General features: G+C 67.6%; 18 protein-coding genes. 5 read left to right on the top strand and 13 right to left on the bottom strand.

The genetic code is table 11. The features are described from left to right. Positions 1–26: 26 nt before the first annotated feature. The 5 genes from QQZ11_RS07760 (at position 27) to QQZ11_RS07740 (ending at position 7545) form a co-directional block, all read left to right on the top strand. Entirely contained in the window at positions 27–1898 is a 1872-nt protein-coding gene (locus tag QQZ11_RS07760; RefSeq protein WP_284549699.1) for a 2-oxoacid:acceptor oxidoreductase subunit alpha, read from the top strand. Positions 1899–1903: 5 nt separating this feature from the next. Then, entirely contained in the window at positions 1904–2998 is a 1095-nt protein-coding gene (locus tag QQZ11_RS07755; RefSeq protein WP_284549697.1) for a 2-oxoacid:ferredoxin oxidoreductase subunit beta, read from the top strand. Positions 2999–3038: 40 nt separating this feature from the next. Then, positions 3039–4400, top strand: coding sequence for a hypothetical protein (locus QQZ11_RS07750; RefSeq protein WP_284549695.1), 1362 nt, complete (start codon positions 3039–3041; stop codon positions 4398–4400). A 64-nt stretch (positions 4401–4464) separates the two neighbouring features. Then, positions 4465–6426, top strand: a complete 1962-nt coding sequence (locus QQZ11_RS07745) for a M13 family metallopeptidase (protein WP_284549693.1) — start codon at positions 4465–4467, stop codon at positions 6424–6426. A 132-nt stretch (positions 6427–6558) separates the two neighbouring features. Then, positions 6559–7545 (top strand): polyprenyl synthetase family protein, encoded by a 987-nt coding sequence (locus QQZ11_RS07740; protein ID WP_284549692.1) that lies wholly within the window; start codon positions 6559–6561, stop codon positions 7543–7545. Between the two features lie 190 nt (positions 7546–7735). Here the strand turns inward: QQZ11_RS07740 and nuoN are convergent, their stop codons facing one another. The 13 genes from nuoN to QQZ11_RS07675 all read right to left on the bottom strand — a co-directional run bounded on the left by nuoN (position 7736) and on the right by QQZ11_RS07675 (position 23513). After that, on the bottom strand, positions 7736–9355 hold the full coding sequence (gene nuoN, locus QQZ11_RS07735; protein WP_022910976.1) for an NADH-quinone oxidoreductase subunit NuoN: 1620 nt from the start codon (positions 9353–9355) through the stop codon (positions 7736–7738). Continuing rightward, the gene (locus tag QQZ11_RS07730) at positions 9355–10869 is read right to left on the bottom strand and encodes an NADH-quinone oxidoreductase subunit M (protein ID WP_284549690.1); all 1515 of its coding nucleotides are present in this window, start codon (positions 10867–10869) and stop codon (positions 9355–9357) included. Before QQZ11_RS07730 ends, nuoN begins: the two co-directional genes overlap by 1 nt. Before the next feature lie 14 nt (positions 10870–10883). Beyond that, a complete protein-coding gene (nuoL, locus tag QQZ11_RS07725; protein WP_284549689.1) occupies positions 10884–12794 on the bottom strand; it encodes an NADH-quinone oxidoreductase subunit L in 1911 nt (636 codons plus the stop codon). Between the two features lie 10 nt (positions 12795–12804). Then, positions 12805–13104 (bottom strand): NADH-quinone oxidoreductase subunit NuoK, encoded by a 300-nt coding sequence (gene nuoK, locus QQZ11_RS07720; protein ID WP_022910979.1) that lies wholly within the window; start codon positions 13102–13104, stop codon positions 12805–12807. Continuing rightward, entirely contained in the window at positions 13101–13907 is an 807-nt protein-coding gene (locus tag QQZ11_RS07715) for an NADH-quinone oxidoreductase subunit J (protein ID WP_022910980.1), read from the bottom strand. The genes nuoK and QQZ11_RS07715 overlap by 4 nt, the downstream gene beginning before the upstream one ends. Beyond that, on the bottom strand, positions 13904–14548 hold the full coding sequence (gene nuoI / locus QQZ11_RS07710; protein ID WP_284549687.1) for an NADH-quinone oxidoreductase subunit NuoI: 645 nt from the start codon (positions 14546–14548) through the stop codon (positions 13904–13906). Before nuoI ends, QQZ11_RS07715 begins: the two co-directional genes overlap by 4 nt. Continuing rightward, positions 14548–15906, bottom strand: coding sequence for an NADH-quinone oxidoreductase subunit NuoH (nuoH, locus tag QQZ11_RS07705; protein ID WP_284549685.1), 1359 nt, complete (start codon positions 15904–15906; stop codon positions 14548–14550). The genes nuoI and nuoH overlap by 1 nt, the downstream gene beginning before the upstream one ends. Further along, on the bottom strand, positions 15903–18314 hold the full coding sequence (locus QQZ11_RS07700) for an NADH-quinone oxidoreductase subunit G (RefSeq protein WP_284549683.1): 2412 nt from the start codon (positions 18312–18314) through the stop codon (positions 15903–15905). The genes nuoH and QQZ11_RS07700 overlap by 4 nt, the downstream gene beginning before the upstream one ends. Then, complete coding sequence (gene nuoF, locus QQZ11_RS07695; RefSeq protein ID WP_284549681.1) at positions 18311–19669, bottom strand: NADH-quinone oxidoreductase subunit NuoF; 1359 nt, start codon at positions 19667–19669, stop codon at positions 18311–18313. The genes QQZ11_RS07700 and nuoF overlap by 4 nt, the downstream gene beginning before the upstream one ends. Next, positions 19666–20364, bottom strand: coding sequence for an NADH-quinone oxidoreductase subunit NuoE (gene nuoE, locus QQZ11_RS07690; protein WP_446698841.1), 699 nt, complete (start codon positions 20362–20364; stop codon positions 19666–19668). Before nuoE ends, nuoF begins: the two co-directional genes overlap by 4 nt. A 382-nt stretch (positions 20365–20746) precedes the next feature. Beyond that, positions 20747–22129 (bottom strand): NADH-quinone oxidoreductase subunit D, encoded by a 1383-nt coding sequence (locus tag QQZ11_RS07685; RefSeq protein ID WP_284549677.1) that lies wholly within the window; start codon positions 22127–22129, stop codon positions 20747–20749. Next, positions 22129–22959: an NADH-quinone oxidoreductase subunit C gene (locus tag QQZ11_RS07680; protein ID WP_022910987.1), complete on the bottom strand. Its 831-nt coding sequence runs from the start codon at positions 22957–22959 to the stop codon at positions 22129–22131. The genes QQZ11_RS07685 and QQZ11_RS07680 overlap by 1 nt, the downstream gene beginning before the upstream one ends. Then, the gene (locus QQZ11_RS07675; RefSeq protein WP_022910988.1) at positions 22956–23513 is read right to left on the bottom strand and encodes a NuoB/complex I 20 kDa subunit family protein; all 558 of its coding nucleotides are present in this window, start codon (positions 23511–23513) and stop codon (positions 22956–22958) included. Before QQZ11_RS07675 ends, QQZ11_RS07680 begins: the two co-directional genes overlap by 4 nt. Between the last annotated feature and the right edge of the window lie 6 nt (positions 23514–23519).

Genomic DNA, 23519 nt, shown 5'->3' with positions numbered 1-23519 from the left:
CGAGCCCGGGAAAGCAAGAGGCAAGCGTGACGAAGGTCCAGACCCTCGACCGCGTCGTGATCCGGTTCGCCGGAGACTCCGGTGACGGCATGCAGCTGACCGGTGACCGATTCACCGCCGAGGCAGCAACCTTCGGCAACGACATCTCGACCCTGCCCAACTTCCCCGCCGAGATCCGAGCGCCACAGGGGACCCTGCCGGGTGTGTCGAGCTTCCAGCTGCACTTCGCCAACTACGACATCGTCACCCCGGGCGACCGCCCCGACGTGTTGGTGGCGATGAACCCGGCCGCTCTCAAGGCGAACATCGGCGACCTGGCCCACGGTGGCCTGGTGATCGTCGACACCGCCGACTTCACCAAGCGCAACCTGACCAAGGTGGGCTACGACGAGAACCCGCTCGAGAACGACTCCCTGCAGAACTACCAGGTGGTCACCCTCGACCTGACGGGCATGACCATCGGTGCCGTCGAACAGTTCGGACTCGGCCGCAAGGACTCCTCCCGCGCCAAGAACATGTTCGCCCTGGGGCTGCTGAGCTGGCTCTACAGCCGTGAGGACGGCGGAACCGAGCGCTTCCTGGCAGAGAAATTCGCCAAGAAGCCCGCGATCCGTGACGCCAACATCGCCGCCTACAAGGCCGGGTACGCATTCGGCGAGACCACAGAGGTGTTCGCCCACCGCTACGAGGTCTCCCCCGCGACCATGCCCCCCGGTCGTTACCGGCAGATCTCGGGCAACGCCGCGACCGCCTACGGCCTGATCACGGGCGCCCAGAAGGCCGGACTGAAGCTGTTCCTGGGCACGTACCCGATCACCCCGGCCAGTGACGTGCTGCACGAGCTGAGCAAGCGCAAGAACTTCGGCGTCTACACCTTCCAAGCCGAGGACGAGATCGCGGCCGTCGGTGCCGCCCTCGGTGCCTCCTTCGCCGGGGCGCTGGGGGTCACCTCGACCTCGGGGCCGGGCATGGCACTCAAGGCCGAGACGATCGGCCTTGCCCTGATGACCGAATTGCCCTTGGTGGTGGTCGACGTGCAGCGCGCCGGGCCGTCCACCGGGATGCCCACCAAGACCGAACAGGCCGACCTGCTGCAGGTCATCCACGGACGAAACGGCGAGTCCCCCGTGCCCGTGGTCGCGGCGGCTTCACCGGCCGACTGCTTCGACACGGCCGTGGAGGCGGTACGGATCGCCGTCAAGTACCGCACCCCGGTGATCATGTTGTCCGACGGATACCTCGGGAACGGTGCCGAACCATGGCGCATCCCCACCATCGCCAGCATCCCGCCCATCGATCCGGGTTTCGCCACCGGCACCAACGCGGTCGACGGCTCAGGCAAGCAGGTGTTCCAGCCGTACAAGCGTGACCCCGAGACCTTGGCGCGCCCGTGGGCGGTCCCCGGCACCGTCGGGCTGGAACACCGCATCGGCGGCATCGAGAAGGCCGTCGACACCGGAAACGTCAGCTACGACCCCGCCAACCACGAACTGATGGTGCGAACCCGGCAGGCGAAGGTCGACGGCATCGTCCGCGACATCCCCGACCTCGTCGTCGACGATCCGTCGGGGGAGGCGAAGGTGCTCGTGGTCGGGTGGGGGTCGACCTATGGGCCGATCACCGCAGCCGCCCGCCGCGTTCGTGCCACCGACCGACGGATCGCGCAGATCCACCTGCGCCACCTGAACCCGATGCCCGCCAACCTGGGCGACATCCTCAAGCGCTACGACACGGTGATCGTGCCCGAGATGAACCTGGGTCAGCTCACCATGCTGCTGCGCGCCAAGTTCCTGGTCGACGCACAGTGCTTCTCGCGTGTGCGCGGCCTGCCCATCTCGCCGAGTGAGCTCGCCGGCGAACTGACCGAGGCCATCGACCGCCTCGCAACCGAGAAGTGAGAGCCATGAGCACCGAGACGACGCAGCCCACCACGGGCCACCCCGCAAGCCCCGCCTACCGCGGGCTGGCAGGGGTTCCCCTGTCGCTGGAGCCACTGAACCGCAAGGACTTCACCTCCGACCAGGAGGTGCGCTGGTGCCCGGGTTGTGGGGACTACGCGATCCTGGCGGCGTTCCAGGGGCTGATGCCCGAATTCGGCATCACCCGCGAGAACACGGTGATCATCTCCGGCATCGGCTGCTCCTCGCGATTCCCCTACTACGTCGACTCCTACGGCATGCACTCCATCCACGGACGAGCACCCGCCATCGCGACCGGGGTGGCCACCACTCGTCCCGATCTGGGGGTGTGGGTCGTGACCGGTGACGGCGACGCCCTCTCGATCGGCGGCAACCACCTGATTCACGCGATGCGGCGCAACGTCAACATGACGATCATGCTGTTCAACAACCGGATCTACGGGCTCACCAAGGGGCAGTACTCGCCCACCTCCGAGATCGGCAAGGTCACCAAGTCCACCCCGCTGGGGTCGCTCGACCAGCCGTTCAACCCGGTTTCGCTGGCGCTGGGTGCCGAGGCGAGTTTCGTCGCCCGCACCATCGACTCAGACCGCAAGCACCTGACCGAGGTGATGAAGGCTGCGGCGAACCACCGCGGCACCTCCCTGATCGAGATCTACCAGAACTGCCCCATCTTCAACGACGGTGCGTTCGAGGAACTCAAGGGCCCGTCGGCCGCCGACGCCCTGATCCCGTTGGTGCACGGCGAGAAGCTCGTCTTCGGGCGAGACGGCCAGCAGTGCATCGTGCGTGGCCCGTCCGGTTCGCTCACCGTGGCCGCCACCGCCGAGGTGGACGAGGACCAGATCCTCGTGCACGACGCGCACCGCGCCGACCCGGCATTCGCGTTCGAACTGAGCAGGCTGACCGACTCGGGCGTGATGCACCAGTCGCCGATCGGTGTCTTCCGCGATGTCGAGCGCCCCGCCTACGACGACCTCGCCCGCGAGCAGGTCGAACTGGCCCAGCAGGGCACCGACGATCCCGAGGACGCGCTGCAGACCCTGCTCGACGGCAAGGACGTCTGGGTCGTCGCCTGAGGGCGGCGGCACTGGTCCGCTCGTGGGCCAAGGTTGGACCATGAACGACGAACCCGGCGCCACCGGTCATCCCTCGCCCGAGGGGGACGACACGGACCGGACCGTGCTGCGCCCGGAGGCGACCTCCGGGGGCGACGAGACGCGGACGACGTACCGGCCCCGGGCCACCCCGCCCCTGGCCTCTGACGAGGAGGGTGCGACCCACCTCGCGGGTCGTCCCACGGGCACATCGCCGGCTGGGTCACCTGCCTCACTGCCCCCGGTGGTGCGCGTCGACGACGTCCCCCGCGCCCGCCCCGGCATGCCTGCCGAGGGCGGACGCCCCCGCTTCCACACACCCGAGCAACGGTTCGTCGCCCCCGACCCGCAGACCCCCCGACAGCGCGGCGGCGTGCCGGTGCGCGCCATCCTCGCCTGGGCGATGGCGGTCATCCTCGTCGGGGTGGGCGCCGGTTTCGTCTACGTGCGCTGGTTCCGCCAGACCCAGGACGACCTCGCCACCAAGGTGCCCGAGAACTCGGCCTCGGCGAAGGTGAAGGTGCTGAGGGGTGACGAGGTCGTGCGCCAGTACCTGACCGCCCTGGCAGCGGGCGACCCCGACACAGCGCTCGCACTGGCCCAGTCCAGCGGCACCGGGTCGCAGCGGGTGGTCACCAGGCGTGCCTACGCGGTGTCGCTGCGACAGGCGCCGATCACCGACATCGACGTGCCCCGGGCCGGCGACAACGCGACCGAGATCCCCGCCAGCTACTCGCTCGGCGGCACGCGGGTCACCACCAACTATCGGGTGGCCAAGCAGGACAACGGCTCCTGGCTGCTGACGAAGGCCACTGTCACCTTCCGCCCCGTCGGCACCGCTGTCGACCACCTGCCCCTGCTGGTGAACGGTGTCTCGGTCAACTGGGAGAACGCCCTGGAGTTGCTGCCCGGTCGCTACGTGATGTCGACGGGGCTGACCTATCTGGCCTACCCGGCCAGCAACACCCTGACGGTGCCCCACCTCAACTATCCCGACAGCTCCGACCACCAGATCACGCCCTCGCTCACCCCGGCGGGCAGGTCGGCGTTCATCGAGGCAGCCCGAAGGTCGTTGGACGTCTGCGTCAGTCGACGCGAACTGAGCCCCGCGAACTGCCCCTTCTCGGTCGAGAGCGCCCCCGGGCTGGTTCCCGGGTCACCGCGCTGGAGCATCGACTCCGACACCATCGGCGCCGCCAACCCTGCCCTCTCGGCGAGCGACCAGAGCGTGGCCCAGGTGACGGTGAACCTGAACCTTCGCCTGCGCACCGAGTACCGCGGTGGCGGCACCTCGAACCAACCCGTGAACGTCAACACGACGGTCTCGGGTGCCATGACGGGCTCCAGCAGCACCGGGATCAGGCTGGAGTGGAGGATCAACTGAGTGGGCCGCCCACCCGGTCCCCTGCCTCGGCACGACGGGAGCTCCTCGCGCTAGGCTCGCCGGCATGACAGCCGCGCTGAACGTCGCCGAGTTCGATCCCACCATCCGCCCCCAGGACGACCTGTTCCGCCACGTGAACGGCAGTTGGCTGCGGCGGGCGACGATCGATGCCGACAAGCACTCGGCGGGCGCCTTCACCTCGCTGCGCGACGAGTCCGAGGAGGCCGTGCGCGACATCGTCACCGGGCTGGACGACGGCAGCCTGGTCGAGGGCAGCGAGGCCTGGAAGATCGCCACCCTGCACGCCACCTTCATGGACGAGAACACCATCGAAGGGATCGGCGCGGCGCCACTCACCCCGATCCTGGCCCGGATCGACGCCATCTCGACCGCCGATGACCTGCTGCGTCACTGGGGATGGAGCCTGCGGACCGGCATGTCGGGTGCGGTCGGCTTCGGGGTCGAGTCCGATCCGGGAAACCCTGATCGTCCGGTCGTGTTCTGCTGGCAGGGCGGGCTCGGGCTCCCCGACGAGGAGTACTACCGCGCCGACGAGCACGCCGGTGTGCGCGAGCAGTACCGCGCCTACGTGCTGCGCTGCTTCGAGTTGGCCGGAGTCACCGACGCCGAGGCCCAGACCGACCTGGTGGTCGATCTCGAGACCCGGATCGCGAAGCTGCACTGGGACAAGGTGCGCACCCGCGACCTCAAGCAGGCCTACAACCTGCAGACCTGGGACGAGTTCACCGCCAGCTCCACGCTGCCCTGGAACTCCTTCCTGGATGCTGCCGCCATCGACGCCGAGGTGGTCGCGGAGGTGGTCAACGAGCAGCCGAGCTTCTTCGCCGAGTTGCCCGCGCTCGTGACGGAGGGCGACCTGCCTGCATGGCGCGCCTGGGCGCGCCGCAAGGCCATCAGCTCGTTGTCTCCCTACCTGTCCCGCGCCTTCGTCGACTCGCACTTCGACTTCTACTCCACGGCGCTGATGGGCATCCCCGAACAGCGTCCACGCTGGAAGCGCAGCGTCGGACTGATCGAGGGTGTGCTCGGGGAGGCCATCGGTCGGATCTACGTCGAGCGGCACTTCCCGCCCGCCGCCAAGGAACGCATGGACGAACTGGTCGCCAACCTGCTGGAGGCCTACCGGCTCTCGATCGGCACGCTGGACTGGATGGGCGAGGACACCCGGGCGGAGGCACTGTCGAAGTTGTCGAAGTTCAGCCCGAAGATCGGATACCCCACCAAGTGGCGTGACTACTCGGCGTTGGAGGTCACCCCGGGCGACCTGGTGGCCAACGTGGCGGCGGCCTCGTCCTTCGAGCTCGACCACGAACTCGCCAAGATCGGCAAGCCCGTCGATCGCGAGGAGTGGCTGATGACCCCCCAGACCGTGAACGCCTACTACCACCCGCTGCGCAACGAGATCGTCTTCCCCGCCGCCATCCTGCAGCCCCCGTTCTTCAACGTCGACGCCGACGACGCCGTGAACTACGGCGGCATCGGTGCGGTGATCGGCCACGAGATCGGGCACGGTTTCGACGACCAGGGATCGACCTGCGACGGCGATGGTCGGCTGCGTGACTGGTGGACCGATGACGACCGGACGGCCTTCGAGCAGCTGACGGGCTCACTGAAGGCCCAGTACGACGCGCTGGTGTGCGAGCAGCTGGCCGACGAGGAGAACCCCCCGCACGTCAACGGTTCCCTGACCATCGGCGAGAACATCGGCGACCTGGGCGGGGTCTCGATCGCGCTGAAGGCATGGAGGTTGGCCCACCCCGAGGGCGTGGACGACATCGACGGGCTCACCGGCGAACAGCGGTTCTTCCTCAGCTATGCCACCATCTGGCAGCAGAAGACCCGCGACGAGGCGCTGAAGCAGCGGCTGGCCACCGACCCCCACTCCCCCGCCGAGTTCAGGTGCAACCAGATCGTGCGCAACGTCGACGCGTTCTACGAGGCGTTCGGCACCTCCGAGGCGGACGCGCTGTGGCTGCCCGAGGACCAGCGGGTCTCGATCTGGTGAGCCGTGTCCGGCCCAGCCCCGTCCGGCTCGGCACCGTCCACGGCAGCACCCTCGGCGATTCGGGTGGGTGGCGGGCCAACCGATAGGCTGGGGCTGCCGCACGGTGCGGCCCCTGCAGACCTGGGAGAGCGTGTGAGCGAGCCGTCGCGTGAGGAGTCCGCCGAGGCGTTCCGCGGACAGATCAACGAGTGGCTCGAGGTTGTCGAGGAGCGACTGGCCGAGCTCGCGATCGCCGGCAATCCCTACGTCACCGAGGCCAGCCAGCACATCATCGCGGCGGGCGGCAAGCGATTCCGTCCCCAACTGGTGATCCTGGCCAGCCAGTTCGGCGGCCCGGTCGAGGACGAGGCGCTGGTGAAGGCCGCCTGCGTGGTCGAGTTGACCCATGTGGCCTCGCTCTACCACGACGACGTCATGGACGCCGCGGACAAGCGCCGGGGTGCGGCCAGCGCCAACGCCCTCTACGGCAACTCGATCGCCATCCTGGTCGGGGACTACCTGTTCGCCCGGGCCTCGTCGACCGTCGCCACCCTCGGCACCGACTACGTGCTGCTGCAGGCAGCCACCTTCGCCCGACTGGTGCACGGACAGATTGCGGAGACCCGCGGTCCGCAGCCCGGTGACGACCCCGTGCAGCACCACCTGCAGGTGGTGGCCGACAAGACCGGCTCGCTGATCGCCGCAGCCGCCCGCTTCGGCGGCATGGTCTCGGGCGCCGAACCCGCGACCCTCGACCTGCTGGAACAGTTCGGCGAGGAGATCGGTGTGATCTTCCAGCTCTCGGACGACCTGATCGACATCACCTCGGAGGTCACCGGGAAGACCCCCGGCACCGACCTGCGCGAAGGCGTCCCCACCCTCACCACACTCTTGCTGCGGCAAGGCAACGACCCGGCCGATGCCGAGTTGCTGGCGCTGATCGATGGCGACCTCGACACCGACGAGGCCCTCACCGATGCCCTCGACCGGTTGCGGGCCCACCCGGTGCTGGACGAGGCCAAGGCCGAGGTGAGGAGGCGCGCCGAGGTGGCACGTGCCCTCGTCCGGCAGTTGCCCGCCGGGATCGCCCGTGACGCCCTCGACCAGCTCTGCGACAGCGTGGTCGAGCGGGTCAGCTGAACGACGCAAACTCCCACCGTCTGGTCAAACACTGCCGCGTTGCAGCGCGTGAGTCTGTCCTGAAAGCGAGAATTTGCGGGTTGAGGGCTCGACGACCGGCCGCCACACCCCGGACGCAACAGCGCCCCCGCCACAGAGGCGGGGGCGCTGTCACGATTCCGGGGACCTGTCAGGTCTCACCGACCCCGGGTCACCGCAGGAACACCGACATCCGGGCAGCCAGGTCGGCCAGCGGACCGCTCCAGAGCCCCAGCAGCAGGGTGCCGATCACCCCGACGACCACGGCGACCCAGGTCAACCACGACGCCTTCTCGACGGTGACGCCCTCGGCGGCCTCACCGGGCTCGCGGAAGAACATCACCACCACGACCTTGAGGTAGAAGAAGGCCGCGACGAGGCTCATCAGCACCGCCACCAGCACCAGCCAGGCGTAGCCGCCCGACCAACCGGCGAGGAAGATCATCAGCTTGCCCATGAAGCCACCGGTCAACGGGATGCCGGCGAACGACAACAGGAACAGCACCATGCAGGCGCCGAAGACGGGGTGGCGTCGTCCGACACCGGCCCACGAGGCCAGCGAGGTCGACTCGCCGCCGGCCTTGCGCACCATCGTGATCAGCGCGAACGCGCCGAGCGTGGCGAAGCCGTAGGCCGACAGGTAGAACAGGATCGACCCCACCGAGCTGGTCAGCGCGCCACTGGTGGCGGTCTGCACCGTCACCGCTGCAGCCATCGGCACCAACAGGAAGCCGGCGTGGGCGATCGAGGAGTACGCCAGCAGCCGCTTCATGTCGGACTGGGTCAGTGCGATCACCGAGCCGACCAGCATGGTGAGCACCGAGAGGGCGGCGAGCAGCGGGGCCCACTCCCACCTCATGGCACCCAGACCGACGTAGAGGATGCGCAGCAGCGCCACCACTGCGGCCGCCTTGGTGGCGATCGCCATGAACCCCGTGATCGGGGTCGGGGCGCCGGTGTAGACATCGGGCGTCCAGGAGTGGAACGGGACGACACCGACCTTGAACAACAGCCCGACGGCCACCAGCCCGAGCCCCGCCAGCAGCAGCAGCGAGCTGGGCCCCTTGGCGCCGACAGCGGCGTCGATGGTGCGCAGTTCGAAGCCCCCGGCGAAGCCGTAGAGCAGAGCCGTTCCGTAGAGGAAGAAGGCGGACGACAGGGACCCGAGCAGGAAGTACTTCAGGGCCGCTTCCTGGCTCAGCAGCCGGCGGCGACGCGCCAGCCCGCTCAGCAGGTAGAGGGGCAGCGAGAAGACCTCGAGCGCCACGAACATCGTGATCAGGTCGTTCGACGAGGCGAACAGCATCATGCCGAAGATGGCGAACATCGTCAGCGGGTAGATCTCGGTGTGCTCGACCTTCAGTTCGATGGCGCGCCTCTCGATCGGCGACCCCGGAACGGCGGCGGCCATCGGGGCGAAGCCCATCGCACCACCGTTGAGGGTGCGCTCGCTCATCATCAGCACCACCAGCAGGCCCACCACCAGCAGCAGGCCCCACACGAAGTAGGAGGGCCCGTCGATGGCGACCGACCCCATGGCGTGAATGCCCTGCTTGCCGGTCGTCCAGCCCTGCACCGTGAAGACCAGCGCACCGATCAGTCCCAGCCCGGCCACGATCAGCTGGGCCTCGTCGCGGATGCGGCGACGCAGCACGCCCTCGACCACGACCCCGAGACATGCCGCCACGAAGACGACGATCAGCGGGGCCAGAGCCGTGTAGTCCAGCTTCGGGGGCGTGATGGCGCCCTCGAAGGGGAGCAGTCCCTGAAGGGGAGCCAGAGTCTGCAACATCACTTGCCTCCCTCGACGGCCGGGGCCGGGTCAGTCATCTTGACGGCAGACATGGTGTCCTTCACAGCTTGGTCAAGGCCGGAGATGATCGGCTTCGGGAAGAATCCGAACACCAGCAGCAGTGCGATCAGAGGGGCCATCACGGCCTTCTCGCGCAGGTTGAGGTCAGTGGTGACATGGGTGGCCACCTGGTCGGTGACGGGGCCGGTCATCGTCCGCTGGTAGGCGAGCAGCACGTACAGCGCCGACAGCACCACGCCGATGCAGGCGATGGCGGCGTACACGGGGTGCCGCGACCACGAGCCGGCCAGCACCATGAACTCGCCCAGGAAGCTCGACGTTCCGGGCAGCGACAGGGCCGACAGGCCGGCCACCAGGAAGGTACCGGCCAACACCGGTGCCACCTTCTGCACGCCCCCGAAGTCGGCGACCAGCGCCGACCCACGACGCTTCACCAGGAAGCCGATCACGAGGAACATCGCGGCGGTCGAGAAGCCGTGGTTGAGCATGTAGAAGATCGATCCCTGGATCGAGGTCGAGGTGAAGGCGAAGATGCCGAGCACCATGAACCCGAAGTGGCTGATCGAGGTGTAGCTGATCAACCGCAGTAGGTCGCGGGCGGTGATCGCCATCAGCGCGCCGTAGATGATCGAGACCAGGGCCAGCACCAGCACGACGGGAGTGGCCCACTTCGACGAGTCGGGGAAGATCTCGAGGCAGAGGCGGATCATCCCGAAGGTGCCGATCTTGTCGAGGATGCCGACCAGCAGGGTGGACGATCCGGCGGTCGCCTGTTCGGCGGTGTCCGGCAGCCACGTGTGCACCGGCACCATGGGGGCCTTGATCGCGAACGCGATGAAGAAGGCGAGGAACATCAGCCGTCCCATCGTGCCCGTGTCGATCCCGGCGGCAGCCAGGTCGCTGATCAGGAAGCTGGCCTTGCCGGCCGAGGCACCCTGGGCTCCGGCACCGATGACGCCGAAGAGCATCACCAGACCGCCGGCCAGCGAGTACAGCAGGAACTTCATCGCGGCCGGCCCGCGACGGGGTCCGCCCCAGCCGCCGATCAGGAAGTACATCGGGATCAGGGTGGCCTCGAAGAAGATGTAGAACAGCAGAACGTCGCTGGCCATGAAGCACAGCAGCGCGAAGCTCTCGAGCATCAACGCGAGTGCGAAGAACAGTCCGGTCGAGGATCGTCCGCTGTCGGTGGAGTCACCCACCTTCCACTCGGCGAGCAGCACGATCGGCACCACGATCACGGTGAGCAGCACCATCACCATGGCCAGACCACCGGAACTGAGCGCCCAGTGGGCACCGATCGTCCTCATCCAGACGACGTCCTCGGACAGGTCGGTGCCACGCGAGACGATGTAGACCACCACGCCGAGCACCAGGGTCGCCAGCGAGAAGGCGAAACCGACCAGCTTGGCGAGGTGTCCCCTCAGCACGAAGGTGACGAGCGCACCGACCAGCGGCAGCAGGCCCAGCAGGCTGAGCACGGGGAGATTCATTCCAACTCCTGTCTTCAGGCCAGCTGGCCGAGGATCAAGACGACACCGACCAGCACCACGCCGACGACCATGGTCAGCCCGTAGGAGCGGACGAAACCGTTCTGCAGGCGACGCACGGCGCTCGACAGGCCGCCGAACACCCCGGCGGAGCCCATCACGGCGCCGTCGACGACACCGCGGTCGAAGCTGTCGAGCCCGGCGACCAGGTGCTGGCCGGGGCGCATCAGCAGTGCTTCGTTGAGGGCGTCGCCATAGAGGTCACGACGACCGGCGATGACGAGCGGGTTGCGGGTGGCGGGTGCCGTGTCGGGAACGTCGCGGCGGTGCAGCCACCAGCCGATCACGACCCCGACGGCCACGACGGCCATGGTCAGCAGTCCGATGCCGGAGAAGTGGACGAGGCTGAGGTGCTCCTCCTCGCCGCCCGTGGCGGGAGCCAACCAGCCCGTGATCCAACCCAGCATCAAGGCGCCACCGATCACGCTGAACACAGCCAGCACCATCAGCGGGATGGTCATCACCAGCGGGGACTCGTGCGGGTGCACGCCCTGGCGCCAGCGCTTCTGCGAGAAGTAGGTCATCATCATCAGTCGCGTCATGTAGTACGCGGTCACACCGGCGCCCAGCAGGGCCAGCACTCCGAGCACCGTGTTCTTCTCGAACGCAGCCTCGATGATGTGGTCCTTGGAGTAGAAGCCCGAGGTGAACGGGAACCCGATGATGGCCAGGTAGCCCATCGCGAAGGTGATGAAGGTGATCGGCATGGCCTTGGCGAGGGCGCCGTAGTGGCGCATGTCGACGTCGTCGTCCATGCCGTGCATCACCGAGCCGGCCCCGAGGAACATGTTGGCCTTGAAGAAGCCGTGGGTGATCAGGTGGAAGATCGCGAAGGCTGCACCGATCGGTCCAAGCCCGGCGGCCAGCATCATGTACCCGATCTGGCTCATGGTCGAGCCGGCCAGCACCTTCTTGATGTCGTCCTTGCTGGTACCGATCCAGGCACCGACCAGCAGGGTCACGGTGCCGACGATGGCGACGGCGAGCGAGGCTGCCTCGGTCTGGGCGTAGAGCGCGTGGGAGCGGACGACCAGGTAGACACCCGCGGTGACCATGGTGGCGGCGTGGATCAGTGCCGACACGGGGGTCGGGCCCTCCATGGCGTCGAGCAGCCAGGACTGCAGCGGCACCTGCGCCGACTTGCCGCAGGCCCCCAGCAGGAACAGGAAGCCGATCACGGTCGCCCAGAAGGGGCTGAGCCCGGCGGCCCGCTCGTTGACCTGGGTGAAGTTGACGGTGCCGAGCTGGGCCAGCAGGGCGAAGATGCCCATCGTCATGCCCAGGTCACCGACACGGTTCACCACGAAGGCCTTCTTGGCTGCGACGGCGGCCGAGTTGCGGTGCTGCCAGAAGCCGATCAGCAGGTACGAGGCCAGACCCACGCCCTCCCAGCCGAAGAACAGCAGCAGGTAGTTGTCGGCCAGCACCAGCGTCAGCATGGCGGCGATGAACAGGTTGAGGTAGGCGAAGAAGCGGCGGCGGCGCTCGTCGTGGGCCATGTAGCCGATCGAGTAGACGTGGATCAGCGACCCGACACCGGTGATCAGCAGCACGAACAGGATCGACAACTGGTCGATCTGCAGGGCGACGTCGAACTTCCACCGCCCCACCGAGAACAGCTCGTAGAGCGAGTTCGAGACCGAGCGCTGCGAGGCGTCCCGTCCGAGCAGGTCGATGAACAGCACGAGGCCGATCAGGAACGATGCGATCACCGCCAGCGTGGCCAGCAGGTGGCCCCACGCGTCGGTGAGTCTGCCGGCCACCAGCAGGAACCCGGCGACGACCAGCGGAATCGCGATCATCAGCCAGGCGAGGCTGAACAGCCCGCTTGCCGCCACGGGAGCGGCTCCCGTTTCGAGAAGAGTCACGTCCTACCCCTCAGAACTTCAGCAGGTTCGCGTCGTCGACCGAGGCCGACCGGCGCGTCTTGTAGATGGTCACGATGATGGCCAGACCCACCACGACTTCTGCCGCGGCGACGATCATCACGAAGAAGGCCGCGATCTGTCCGTCGAGTCCGCCGTGCACGTGGGCGAAGTTGACCATGGCCAGGTTCGAGGCGTTGAGCATCATCTCGATGCTCATGAAGGCCACGATCGCGTTGCGACGCAGCAGGAAGCCGAGCACGCCGATGCAGAACAGGATGGCCGACAGCACCAGGTAGTAGTTGGGGTTCATTCCAGTTCTCCAGCGTTGTCGGTGACCTTGCTGATCTCGGCGAAGGCGGCGTCGGTGGGCGCACGCAGCTCACCGGCATCGATGTAGGCGCCGCGGCTCGACAGGGTCTGCGAGAGCGAACTCTCGGCGACCGAGCCGTCGGGGAGCAGCGCCGGCACATGGATGGCGTTGTGGCGGGCGAAGACACCCGAGTTCGGACGAGGACCGATGTGCTGCCCGGTCTCGGCGTAGGCACGCATCTTGCGAGCCGCTGTCAGCTTCTGGCCGATCTTGGGGAACACCTGCTCGCCGTGGGCCAACACCATGGCGCCGACGGCGGCGGTGATCAGCAGGGCCGAGGTGGCCTCGAACACGAACACGTAGCGGACGAAGATCAACTCCGCGACGCTGGGCACGTTGCCACCGCCCGCGGCGTTCGCCTGCTCGAGCCCGGCGGCCGGACCCTTGATGGCGTTGCCGATGCCGAACAGCAGCAGCCCGGCGAAGCCGAGCACGGCCAGCACCGAGGCGAGCCGGTGGCCCTTGATGGTCTCGACCACCGAGTCGGACGAGTCCACGCCCACCAGCATCATCACGAACAGGAACAGCATCATGATGGCGCCGGTGTAGACGATGATCTGCACCACGAACAGGAAGGGTGCGTCGAGCGCGGCGTACTGCACGGCCAGCATCACCATCATCCCGGCGAGGAAGACCGCCGAGTGCACGGGCTTGCGGCTCACCACCATGCCGATGGCGCACAGCACCATCAGCGGGGCCAGTGCCCAGAAGGCCACCTGGGCGGCCGTCACGAGGGCGATCATCGCTTCGTCCCCTCTGTCGTCGTCGTCCGGGCCGCAGTCCGGGAGCTCGGGGTGTTCATGGCTGGTGCCGCCGTGGCCTGTCCGGGACGGCTGGCTTCCTGGGAGTAGGAGGCGGTGCGGGTGTCGGGCTGACCGGTGGCGGGAAGCCCGAGGAAGTAGGCCTCCTCGTCGTCGCCGAGGCGGCGGGCGTGGGGGGGTTCCTCCATGCCCGACAGCAGCGGCGCCAGCAGCTCCTGCTTCTCGTAGATGAGGTCGGCGCGGGTGAAGTCTGCCAGCTTGAACTCGTTGGTCATCGTCAGGGCCCGGGTGGGGCACGCCTCGATGCACAGCCCGCACAGGATGCAGCGCAGGTAGTTGATCTGGTAGACGCGGCCGTAGCGCTCACCGGGCGAGAAGCGTTCCTCGTCGGTGTTGTCGGCACCCTCGACGTAGATGGCGTCCGCGGGGCAGGCCCAGGCGCACAACTCGCACCCGACGCACTTCTCGAGGCCATCTGGCCAGCGGTTCAGCTGGTGACGCCCATGGAAGCGGGGCATCGTGACCTTCTCGGAATCCTTGTGCGGGTAGTCCTGGGTGAAGGTCTTGCGGAACATCGTCTTGAACGTGATGCCGAAGCCCGCCCATGCATCGAGCACACCCATCAGGAATCAGCTCCATTCGTGGTGGCGGCTCGTTCGTCCGCCGGGTTGTCATCGGGGTAGGCGAGGGTCGAGGGGACCACACTCACCAGTTCGGGCAGCTTCTGCCCGGGCATCGGAGGCACCGGGTAGCCGCCGGCGAAGGCGTCGAAGTCACCCTCGCTGACCTCACTGACACCCTCGGGTTCGTCGTCCTTGCGGCCGCCGAACAGGATGAACGCCAACAACCCGACGATGATCACCCCGAGCACCACGAAGAAGACCGGTCCCTGGAACCAACCCTCGTTCTGGCCGGCGCGCAACAGCGAGATCGCGACGATCCACACCAGCGAGATCGGGATGAGCCACTTCCACCCGAGGTGCATGAACTGGTCGTAGCGGAAGCGGGGCAGGGTGCCTCGCAGCCACACGAAGACCGTGATCAGCAACTGCACCTTGATCACGAACCAGAGGACGCCGAACCAGCCCGAGTCGAGGAAGGCGATCTGGTTGAACGGCCAGGGGGCGCGGTAGCCACCCAGGAACAAGGTGGTGGCGACAGCCGAGACGGTGGCCATGTTGATGTACTCCGCCAGGAAGTACATGGCGTAGCGGAAGCCCGAGTACTCGGTGAGGTAACCGGAGACCAGTTCGGACTCACACTCGGGGAGGTCGAACGGCGCCCGGTTTGTCTCGCCCACCATCGAGATGGCGTAGATGATGAAGCTCGGGAACAGCAGCAGGGCGTACCAGCCGGGGATGCCGGTGTTGAAGTCACCCAGCCGGATCGGCAGCGCCTGCGCCTCGACGATCTGTGAGGTCGACATCGACGACGAGAACATGAAGACCGCGACCAAGGCCAGGCCCATGGCGACCTCGTAGGAGATCATCTGCGCGGTCGAGCGGATCGAACCCAGCAGCGAGTAGGTCGAGTTCGACGCCCAGCCGGCCAGCACGATGCCGTAGATGCCGATCGAGGCGATGGCGAGCACGAACAGAACTGCCACCGGCAGGTCGGTGAGCTGCAGTCGGGTGGTGTGCCCGAACATCCGCACCTCACCGCCGAAGGGGATCACGGCCCATGCCGTGAAGGCGGCCGTGCCCGTGAGCAGCGGGGCCAGGTTGAAGATCCACCGGTCGGTCTTGGTCGGACGGAAGTCCTCCTTGAGGATCAGCTTCGCGCCGTCGGCGAGCGCCTGCCCCAGACCGAAGGGTCCGTTCATGATCGGGCCGAGGCGGTGCTGCATCTTGGCAACCACGCGTCGCTCGTACCAGACGTTGAAGATCGTCCACACCAACAGCAGGACGAAGATCATCACGACCTTGATGAGCACGATCCACCACGGATCGGCCCCGAAGATCTGGTTCTCCAGGATGTTCATGCCGCTGCTCCCTTGGTCACGGTCACCCGGTCACCGGCCAGGACGCCCAAGGCGGTCACGGGGGTGCCGGAGTTGGCGGGCACCCAGACCACCTGGTCGACCATGTCGGCGACGATCTCGGTCGGGAGGCTGAGGGCTCCCGAGGGGCCGCTGACCGTGAGAGTCTCGCCGTGGGCGATCCCCAGGTCGGCAGCGGTCTTGACGGACAGCTTGGCGACGGCCACCGGTGCGGTCGCCTGCAGGTCGGGTTCGTGGTCGACACCGGCGGAGTCGTCCAGCAGCTGGCGCCAGGTGGCGAGGGTGAGACCCTCGCTCGCGGGCCGCTCGACGTGGGGCTCGTGGGTGAAGCGCGGACGAGCGCCCTCCCAGACCCCGAGGTCGGCCAGCGACTCGGCGGCACCCTTGGCGCCGCGGAAGCCGAGGTCGGCACCCATGGCGTCGGCCAGCGCGGCCAGCACCCTCAGGTCGGTCATGGGGGCCGTCGACTGACGGATCACGGTGTTCACCCGTCCCGAGCGGTGCTCCCAGTTCAGGAACGAACCGGCGTGCTCCTCGATCAGGGCGACCGGGAAGACGACGTCTGCGTGTTCCGCGACCTCGGAGAGGCGGGTCTCGATCGAGACGAGGAAGTCAACCTTCTCGAGCGCCTCGACCATCACGCCAGGATCGCTGAAGTCGCGGGGTTCGATACCCGCGGTGACCAGCGCGCCCAGTCGTCCCTCACCGGCTGCCGCGAGCATGGCCGAGGCATCGAGCCCGACCTCCTCGGGCAGGGACTGGACACCCCAGGCGGCTGCGACGTCGACCCGTGCCGACGCGTCGCCGACCCCGCGTCCACCCGGCAGCAGGTTGGGCAGACAGCCCGCCTCGACCGCGCCCATGTCCCCGGCGCGGCGCGGGATCCAGGCAAGCCTGGCCCCGGACGTGGCGGCGAGTTCGGCCACCGCGGCGAGGGTTCCGGACGACAGGGCCGCCCGCTCCCCCACCAGGATCACCGAACCGGAGTCGAGGCCCTGCAGTCCGGCGACCGCCTGGGCCTGCAGCCCTGGGGCGGTGGCGACCAGGGTCGCGTCGAGCTTGGCCGACCCGCGGCTGCGGAACGGTGCGATGGTGACGACCTTCAGCTTCCTCTTGCGGACGGCCTTGCGCAGTCGCAGGAAGACGATCGGAGACTCGTCCTCGGGTTCGAAGTCGACCAGCACGACGGTGTTGGCCGTCTCGAGGTCGGCGTAGGTCACCGAGTCCGAAAGAGTGCGACCGGCCACGTGGGCGGCCAGGAAGTCGGCCTCACTGGCCCCATAGGGGCGGGAGCGGAAGTCGATGTTGTTGGTGCCCAGCACGGCCCGGGCGAAGCGGGAGTAGCCGTAGGCCGCCTCGGTGGTCAGGCGACCTCCGGGGAGCACCCCCACCCGACCATCGGCGGCCCTCAGTCCGGCGACCGCGGCGTCGATGGCCTCGTGCCAACCGGCGGGCTCGAGCACCCCGTTGCGGCGGACGAGCGGCGTGGTGAGGCGGTCAGCGCCTCGTCCACTCATGAAACCGAAGCGACCCTTGTCGCAGTTCCACTCCTCGTTGACCTCGGGAGTGTTGCCCGCGAGCCGGCGCTTCACCTGGAAGTGACGGTGGTCGCTGCGCAGCTGGCAGCCGGAGGCGCAGTGCTCGCACGTGGTCGCGGTGCTGACCAGGTCGAACGGGCGCGACTGGAAGCGGTAGGCCACGCTGGTGAGTGCACCCACGGGACAGATCTGGATGACATTGCCCGAGAAGTACGAGTCGTAGGGCTTGTCCTCGTAGATGCCCACCTGCTGCAACGCGCCGCGCTCCACCAGTGCGATGAACGGGTCGCCCGAGATCTGCTCCGAGAAGCGCGTGCAACGCGCGCAGAGCACGCAGCGCTCGCGGTCGAGGAGCACCTCTGCGGAGATGTTGACGGGCTTCGGGAAGGTGCGCTTGAGACCTTCGTAGCGGGACTCGCCGTAGCCATTGGCCAACGACTGGTTCTGCAGGGGGCACTCGCCGCCCTTGTCGCAGATGGGGCAGTCGAGGGGATGGTTGATCAGCAGGAACTCGAGCATGCCCGCCTGGGCCTTCTCGGCCACCGGCGAACTGACCTGGGTCGAGACCTTCATGCCGGGCATCGCCTCGAGCGTGCACGAGGCCTGCGGCTTGGGCATGCCTCGTCCGTTGCCCATGTCGGGGATCTCGACCATGCACTGGCGGCAGGCACCCACCGGGTCGAGCAGGGGGTGGTCGCAGAACCTGGGGATGGCCACACCGATCTTCTCGGCGGCCCGGATGACCAGGGTGCCCTTGGGCACGCTGACCTCGATGCCGTCGATGGTGAGGGTGACTTCCTCGGGCTTGGTCTCGACCTTGGCGCCGGTGTCGTTCTTCGTGTCTACGCTCATGCGTGCACTCCCGCGGTGTCGGAGGTGGTCGTGATGGTCCGGGAGTCATCCTCCGCGGAGCCGAACAGCGCGGACTTCTCGTAGGGGAACAGTTCGCGCGCGGGCGTGGTGTAGCCGGCCTCGAACTCGCTGCGGAAGTACTTGATGGCGCTGGTCACGGCAGCGACGGCACCATCCGCGAGGGCGCAGAACGAGCGGCCACCGATGTTGTCGCAGACGTCGAGCAACTTCTCGACGTCACCCTCGGAACCGTGACCGGCCTCGAGGTTCCGCAGGGTCTGCACCAGCCACCACGTGCCCTCACGGCAGGGGGTGCACTTGCCACAGGACTCGTGCTTGTAGAACTCGACCCAACGCAGCGTCGTGCGCACCACCGAGGTGGTCTCGTCGAAGATCTGCAGGGCCCGGGTGCCGAGCATCGATCCCGCCGCCGCCATGCCCTCGAAGTCGAGCGGTGTGTCGAGGTGCTCGGCGGTCAGGATGGGGGTGGACGAGCCGCCCGGGGTGAAGAACTTCAGCTCATGGCCCTCACGCATGCCACCACCCAGGTCGATCAGTTCCCGCAGGGTGATGCCCAGGGGGGCCTCGAACTGGCCGGGGGTACGCACGTGGCCCGACAGGGAGAAGATCCCGTGGCCCTTCGACTTCTCGGTGCCCATCGCCTGGAACCAGGCCGCACCGTTGCCGATGATGCCGGGCACCGAGGCGATCGACTCGACATTGTTGATCACGGTCGGCGAGGCGTACAGACCCGCGACGGCGGGGAACGGCGGACGAAGCCGGGGCTGGCCACGGCGTCCCTCGAGGGAGTCGAGCAGAGCCGTCTCCTCACCGCAGATGTAGGCGCCGGCGCCGGCGTGGACCGTCACCTCGACGTCATAGCCGGAACCCAGCACGTTCCTGCCCGCATAGCCGGCGGAGTAGGCCTCACGGACGGCCTGCTGCAGACGACGGATGACGTGCAGCACCTCGCCGCGGCAGTAGATGAACGCGTGGTGGGAGTTGCAGGCGTAGGCCGAGATCAGCACCCCCTCCACCAGGGTGTGGGGCGAGGCCATCATCAGCGGGATGTCCTTGCAGGTGCCCGGCTCGGACTCGTCCGCGTTCACGACCAGGTAGACCGGGTTCGGGTTGTCCTTGGGCAGGAAGCTCCACTTCATGCCGGTGGGGAAGCCGGCGCCTCCGCGTCCGCGGAGGTTGGCGTCCTTGACCTGGGAGATGATCTCGCTCGGCTGCATGCCCAACGCCTTGCGCAGGGCCTTGTACCCGCCGCGGCGTTCGTAGTTGGTCAGCTTCCAGGCGCGCTCGTCGCCCCAGTTGGAGGTGAGGACCGGGGTCAGCGTGTCGATGCTCACTTCTTCTCCCCTTCCGACTGCGCGGGTTCCGGCAGGTTGTTGGGATCGGGTGCGTGCCAGCCGCGCTCGTTGGCGATCTCGAGACCGGCCAGTGAGGCGCCGGCGGCCGTCGGGCCCTCGTCGGCCAGACCGTCGGGGAAACCGGCGAGCACACGCTCGGCCTGCCGCCATGAGGTGATCCGGGCGCCGCGGGTGGAGTGCACCTCGTCGCCTGCGGCCAGCTTGTCGAGCAGGTCGTCGGTCTTGGCCGGGGTCATGTTGTCCATGAACTCCCAGTTGACCATCATCACCGGGGCGAAGTCGCAGGCGGCATTGCACTCGATGCGCTCGAGCGAGATCTTGCCGTCGGGGGTGGTCTGGTTCTCCTTGATGCCGAGCTTCTGCTCGGCCCGCTCCAGCAGCAGGTCGCCGCCCATCACCGCGCACAGGGCCGTGGTGCAGACACCGACGTGGTGCTCACCGGCGGGACGCCGCTTGTACATGGTGTAGAAGGTGGCCACTCCCGAGACCTGCGCCTCGCTGATCTCGAGGATCTCGGCGCAGGCGGTCAACCCGGCGGGGCTGATCCGTCCGTCGACCGACTGCACCAGGTGCAGCATCGGCAGCAGGGCCGACCGCTTCTGGGGATAGCGGGCCGCGATCTGGGCCAGCTCGTCGAGGGTCGACTGGTCGATGTTGGTCGAGGTGTCGTCCATGTCGATGGAACCCGACGTCTCGAAGTGGGACTGGAACTCGTGACCGCTCACCGGTCAACACCTTTCATCTCTGGCAGGGAGGGACAGCCCCCCTGCACCCCCCGGACACCTCGCGCACCACTCGCTCCGCTCGTTGCGAGCTGTCGAAGGCCGGAGGGACAGCCCCCCTGCACCCCCCGGACACCTCGCGCACCACTCGCTCCGCTCGTTGCGAGCTGTCGAAGGCCGGAGGGACAGCCCCCCTGCACCCCCCGGACACCTCGCGCACCACTCGCTCCGCTCGTTGCGAGCTGTCGAAGGCCGGAGGGACATCCGCCCTGCACCCCCCGGACACCTCGCGCACCACTCGCTCCGCTCGTTGCGAGCTGTCGACCGAAGTCGTTCATCGGTCGACACCTCCCAGCACCGGGTCCAGCGAGGCGATGGCCACCACGACGTCCGACATCATCGCGCCCTCGCAGAGCACGGGAACGGACTGGAGGTGGTTGAACCCGGGGTCACGGAAGTGCACCCGGTAGGGACGGGTACCGCCGTCGGAGACCACGTGGCAGCCGAGTTCACCCTTGGGCGACTCGATGGCCTGGTAGACCTGCCCGATGGGCACGGAGAAGCCCTCGGTGACGAGCTTGAAGTGATGGATCAGGGATTCCATCGACTCGCCCATGATGTGCTTGATGTGCTCGTTCGAGTTGCCCTGGCCGTCGGGTCCGACGGTCAGCTGGGCCGGCCAGGCGATCTTGGCGTCGGCCACCATCACCGGTTGTCCGGTCGACTTCTCGAGCCGGTCGGCGCACTGCTTGACGATCTTGAGCGACTCGTACATCTCGGCGAGCCGGACGCGGAACCGGCCGTAGGCGTCACCGGTGTTCCAGGTGTGCACCTCGAAGTCGTAGGTCTCGTAGCCGCAGTAGGGCTGCGACTTGCGCAGGTCGTGCGGCAGACCGACGGCGCGCAGCACCGGACCCGACATGCCCATGGCCATGCAGGTGGCCAGGTCGGCGTTCGCGACGTTCTGCATGCGTCCCTTGAAGATGGGGTTCTCATTGCAGAAGGCGTCGTACTCGGGCAGGTGCTTGTCGAGCCACGCGATCACGTTGCGCAACTGGTCGAGGCCACCCTCGGGCAGGTCGTTGGCGACACCACCGGGGCGGATGTAGGCGTGGTTCATGCGCAGGCCGGAGACCGCCTCGAGGAAGTCGAGGATCATCTCGCGCTCACGGAAGCCGATGGTCATGACCGTGAGTGCGCCGATCTCCATGCCGCCGGTGCCGATGGCCACCAGGTGCGAGGCGATGCGGTTGAGCTCCATCACCAGCACCCGGATCTCATTGGCGCGCTGGGGGATGTCGTCGGTGATGCCGAGCAGCTTCTCGACGGCGAGGCAGTAGACGGCCTCGTTGAACAGGGGCGCGACGTAGTCCATGCGGGTCACGTAGGTGACTCCCTGGGTCCAGGTCTTGAACTCCATGTTCTTCTCGATACCGGTGTGCAGGAAGCCGATACCCGGACGGATCGACGTGCAGGTCTCGCCGTCCATCTCCATGATCAGACGGAGCACGCCGTGGGTGGAGGGGTGCTGGGGACCCATGTTCACCACGATGGTCTCGTCGCCACGCTCGGCCTGGCTGGAGACGATGTCGTCCCAGTCGCCTCCCTGGCTCAGGTAGACGTTGTCGACGACACCCTCCTGGGCGCCGAACGCGTCGGGCCGCGAGGCGGTCGGGTTCGCCGACGAGGCGGACTGGCCGGCAGTGTTGGTGCTCATCAGTAGCTCCTCCGATCGTCCGGGGGCGGCACGACCGCGCCCTTGTACTCCACCGGGACGCCGCCCAGCGGGTAGTCCTTGCGCTGGGGGTGGCCCTGCCAGTCGTCCGGCATCAGGATGCGAGTGAGGGCGGGGTGACCGTCGAAGATCACGCCGAACATGTCCCAGGTCTCGCGCTCGTGCCAGTCGGTGTGGGGGTAGACCGCCACCGCGCTGGGCAGGTGCGGGTTCTCGTCGGTGCAGGTCAGCTCGATGCGGATGCGCCGGTTGTGCGTGATCGAGAGGAACTCGTAGACCACGTGCAGTTCCTCGCCGACCGACCCCGGGTAGTGCACACCGGAGACCGAGACACAGACCTCGAAGCGCAGTTGGGCGTCGTCCCGCAGCACCTTCAGCACCTCGACGAAACGGTCGGGCCGCACGAAGAAGGTGATCTCGTCGCGGTGCACGTACACCCGGCCGGTACCGAAACCGGGCACGAGTTCCTCGATGCGGTCGGCGACCTCGTCGAACCAGCCACCGTAGGGACGATCGGTCAGTCCCGGCATCTGCTTGGTGCGTGAGATGCCGCCGTAGCCCGAGGTGTCACCCGAGCCTCCCTTGCTGCCCCACATGCCCGTGCGGATGCCGAGCACCTGGGTCTGCGCGGTGGTGACACCGCCGGGGGTGGTGGGGGTGAGTTCCGCCTCGCTGGCGGTCAGCTCGTCGGGCACCTGCTGGACCGGGTTCTGCTGGCCCGTGTTCAGGTTTCCCCCGTTCTGTCCTGAGGGGTTCTGTGCTGAGGGGTTCTGGGAGGGGGGGTTCTGGGAGGGGGGGTTCTGGTCGGTCATCGCATGAGGCCCTTCATCTCATGGGTGGCGGGTGCCACGAGGGCCGCCTGCTCGCGGTCGTCGATGGCCTGCTGCATGTCGGCGCCGATCGGCAGCTTCGAGACCCGCTGCTCCCTGAGCTTGAAGACCGCGTCGATCAACATGTCGGGACGAGGCGGGCAGCCGGGCAGGTAGATGTCGACGGGAAGGAAATGGTCGCAACCCTGCACGATGGCGTAGTTGTTGAACATGCCACCCGAACTGGCGCACACGCCCATCGCGATCACCCACTTGGGGTTGGGCATCTGGTCGTAGACCTGACGGATGACAGGTGCCATCTTCTGCGAGACACGTCCCGAGACGATCAGCAGGTCGGCCTGGCGGGGTGAGGCGCGGAAGACCTCCTGGCCCCAGCGGCCGGAGTCGAATCGGGGGGTGCCGAAGGCCATCATCTCGATGGCACAACAGGCGAGACCCATCGTGGCGGGCCAGAACGAGGCCTGGCGCATCCAGCCGGCGATCGCCTCGACCGAGGTCAACAGCACTCCGCTGGGAAGCTTCTCTTCAATACCCATGACTCA

Source organism: Aestuariimicrobium sp. T2.26MG-19.2B (assembly GCF_950101875.1).
Taxonomy (GTDB): domain Bacteria; phylum Actinomycetota; class Actinomycetes; order Propionibacteriales; family Propionibacteriaceae; genus Aestuariimicrobium; species Aestuariimicrobium kwangyangense.
Note: the sequence above shows the minus strand (reverse complement) of the source record. Positions and strands in the feature narration are given on the sequence as shown.

What these genes read in the sequence shown, in the direction of transcription:
- QQZ11_RS07755 (WP_284549697.1), top strand. Translation starts at nt 1,904, where the DNA reads ATGAGCACCGAGACGACGCAGCCCACCACGGGCCACCCCGCAAGCCCC.
- QQZ11_RS07750 (WP_284549695.1), top strand. Translation starts at nt 3,039, where the DNA reads ATGAACGACGAACCCGGCGCCACCGGTCATCCCTCGCCCGAGGGGGAC.
- QQZ11_RS07745 (WP_284549693.1), top strand. Translation starts at nt 4,465, where the DNA reads ATGACAGCCGCGCTGAACGTCGCCGAGTTCGATCCCACCATCCGCCCC.
- nuoN (WP_022910976.1), bottom strand. Translation starts at nt 9,355, where the DNA reads ATGTTGCAGACTCTGGCTCCCCTTCAGGGACTGCTCCCCTTCGAGGGC.
- QQZ11_RS07730 (WP_284549690.1), bottom strand. Translation starts at nt 10,869, where the DNA reads ATGAATCTCCCCGTGCTCAGCCTGCTGGGCCTGCTGCCGCTGGTCGGT.
- nuoK (WP_022910979.1), bottom strand. Translation starts at nt 13,104, where the DNA reads ATGAACCCCAACTACTACCTGGTGCTGTCGGCCATCCTGTTCTGCATC.
- QQZ11_RS07715 (WP_022910980.1), bottom strand. Translation starts at nt 13,907, where the DNA reads ATGATCGCCCTCGTGACGGCCGCCCAGGTGGCCTTCTGGGCACTGGCC.
- nuoI (WP_284549687.1), bottom strand. Translation starts at nt 14,548, where the DNA reads ATGGGTGTGCTCGATGCATGGGCGGGCTTCGGCATCACGTTCAAGACG.
- nuoH (WP_284549685.1), bottom strand. Translation starts at nt 15,906, where the DNA reads ATGAACATCCTGGAGAACCAGATCTTCGGGGCCGATCCGTGGTGGATC.
- QQZ11_RS07700 (WP_284549683.1), bottom strand. Translation starts at nt 18,314, where the DNA reads ATGAGCGTAGACACGAAGAACGACACCGGCGCCAAGGTCGAGACCAAG.
- nuoE (WP_446698841.1), bottom strand. Translation starts at nt 20,364, where the DNA reads ATGGACGACACCTCGACCAACATCGACCAGTCGACCCTCGACGAGCTG.
- QQZ11_RS07685 (WP_284549677.1), bottom strand. Translation starts at nt 22,129, where the DNA reads ATGAGCACCAACACTGCCGGCCAGTCCGCCTCGTCGGCGAACCCGACC.
- QQZ11_RS07680 (WP_022910987.1), bottom strand. Translation starts at nt 22,959, where the DNA reads ATGACCGACCAGAACCCCCCCTCCCAGAACCCCCCCTCCCAGAACCCC.
- QQZ11_RS07675 (WP_022910988.1), bottom strand. Translation starts at nt 23,513, where the DNA reads ATGGGTATTGAAGAGAAGCTTCCCAGCGGAGTGCTGTTGACCTCGGTC.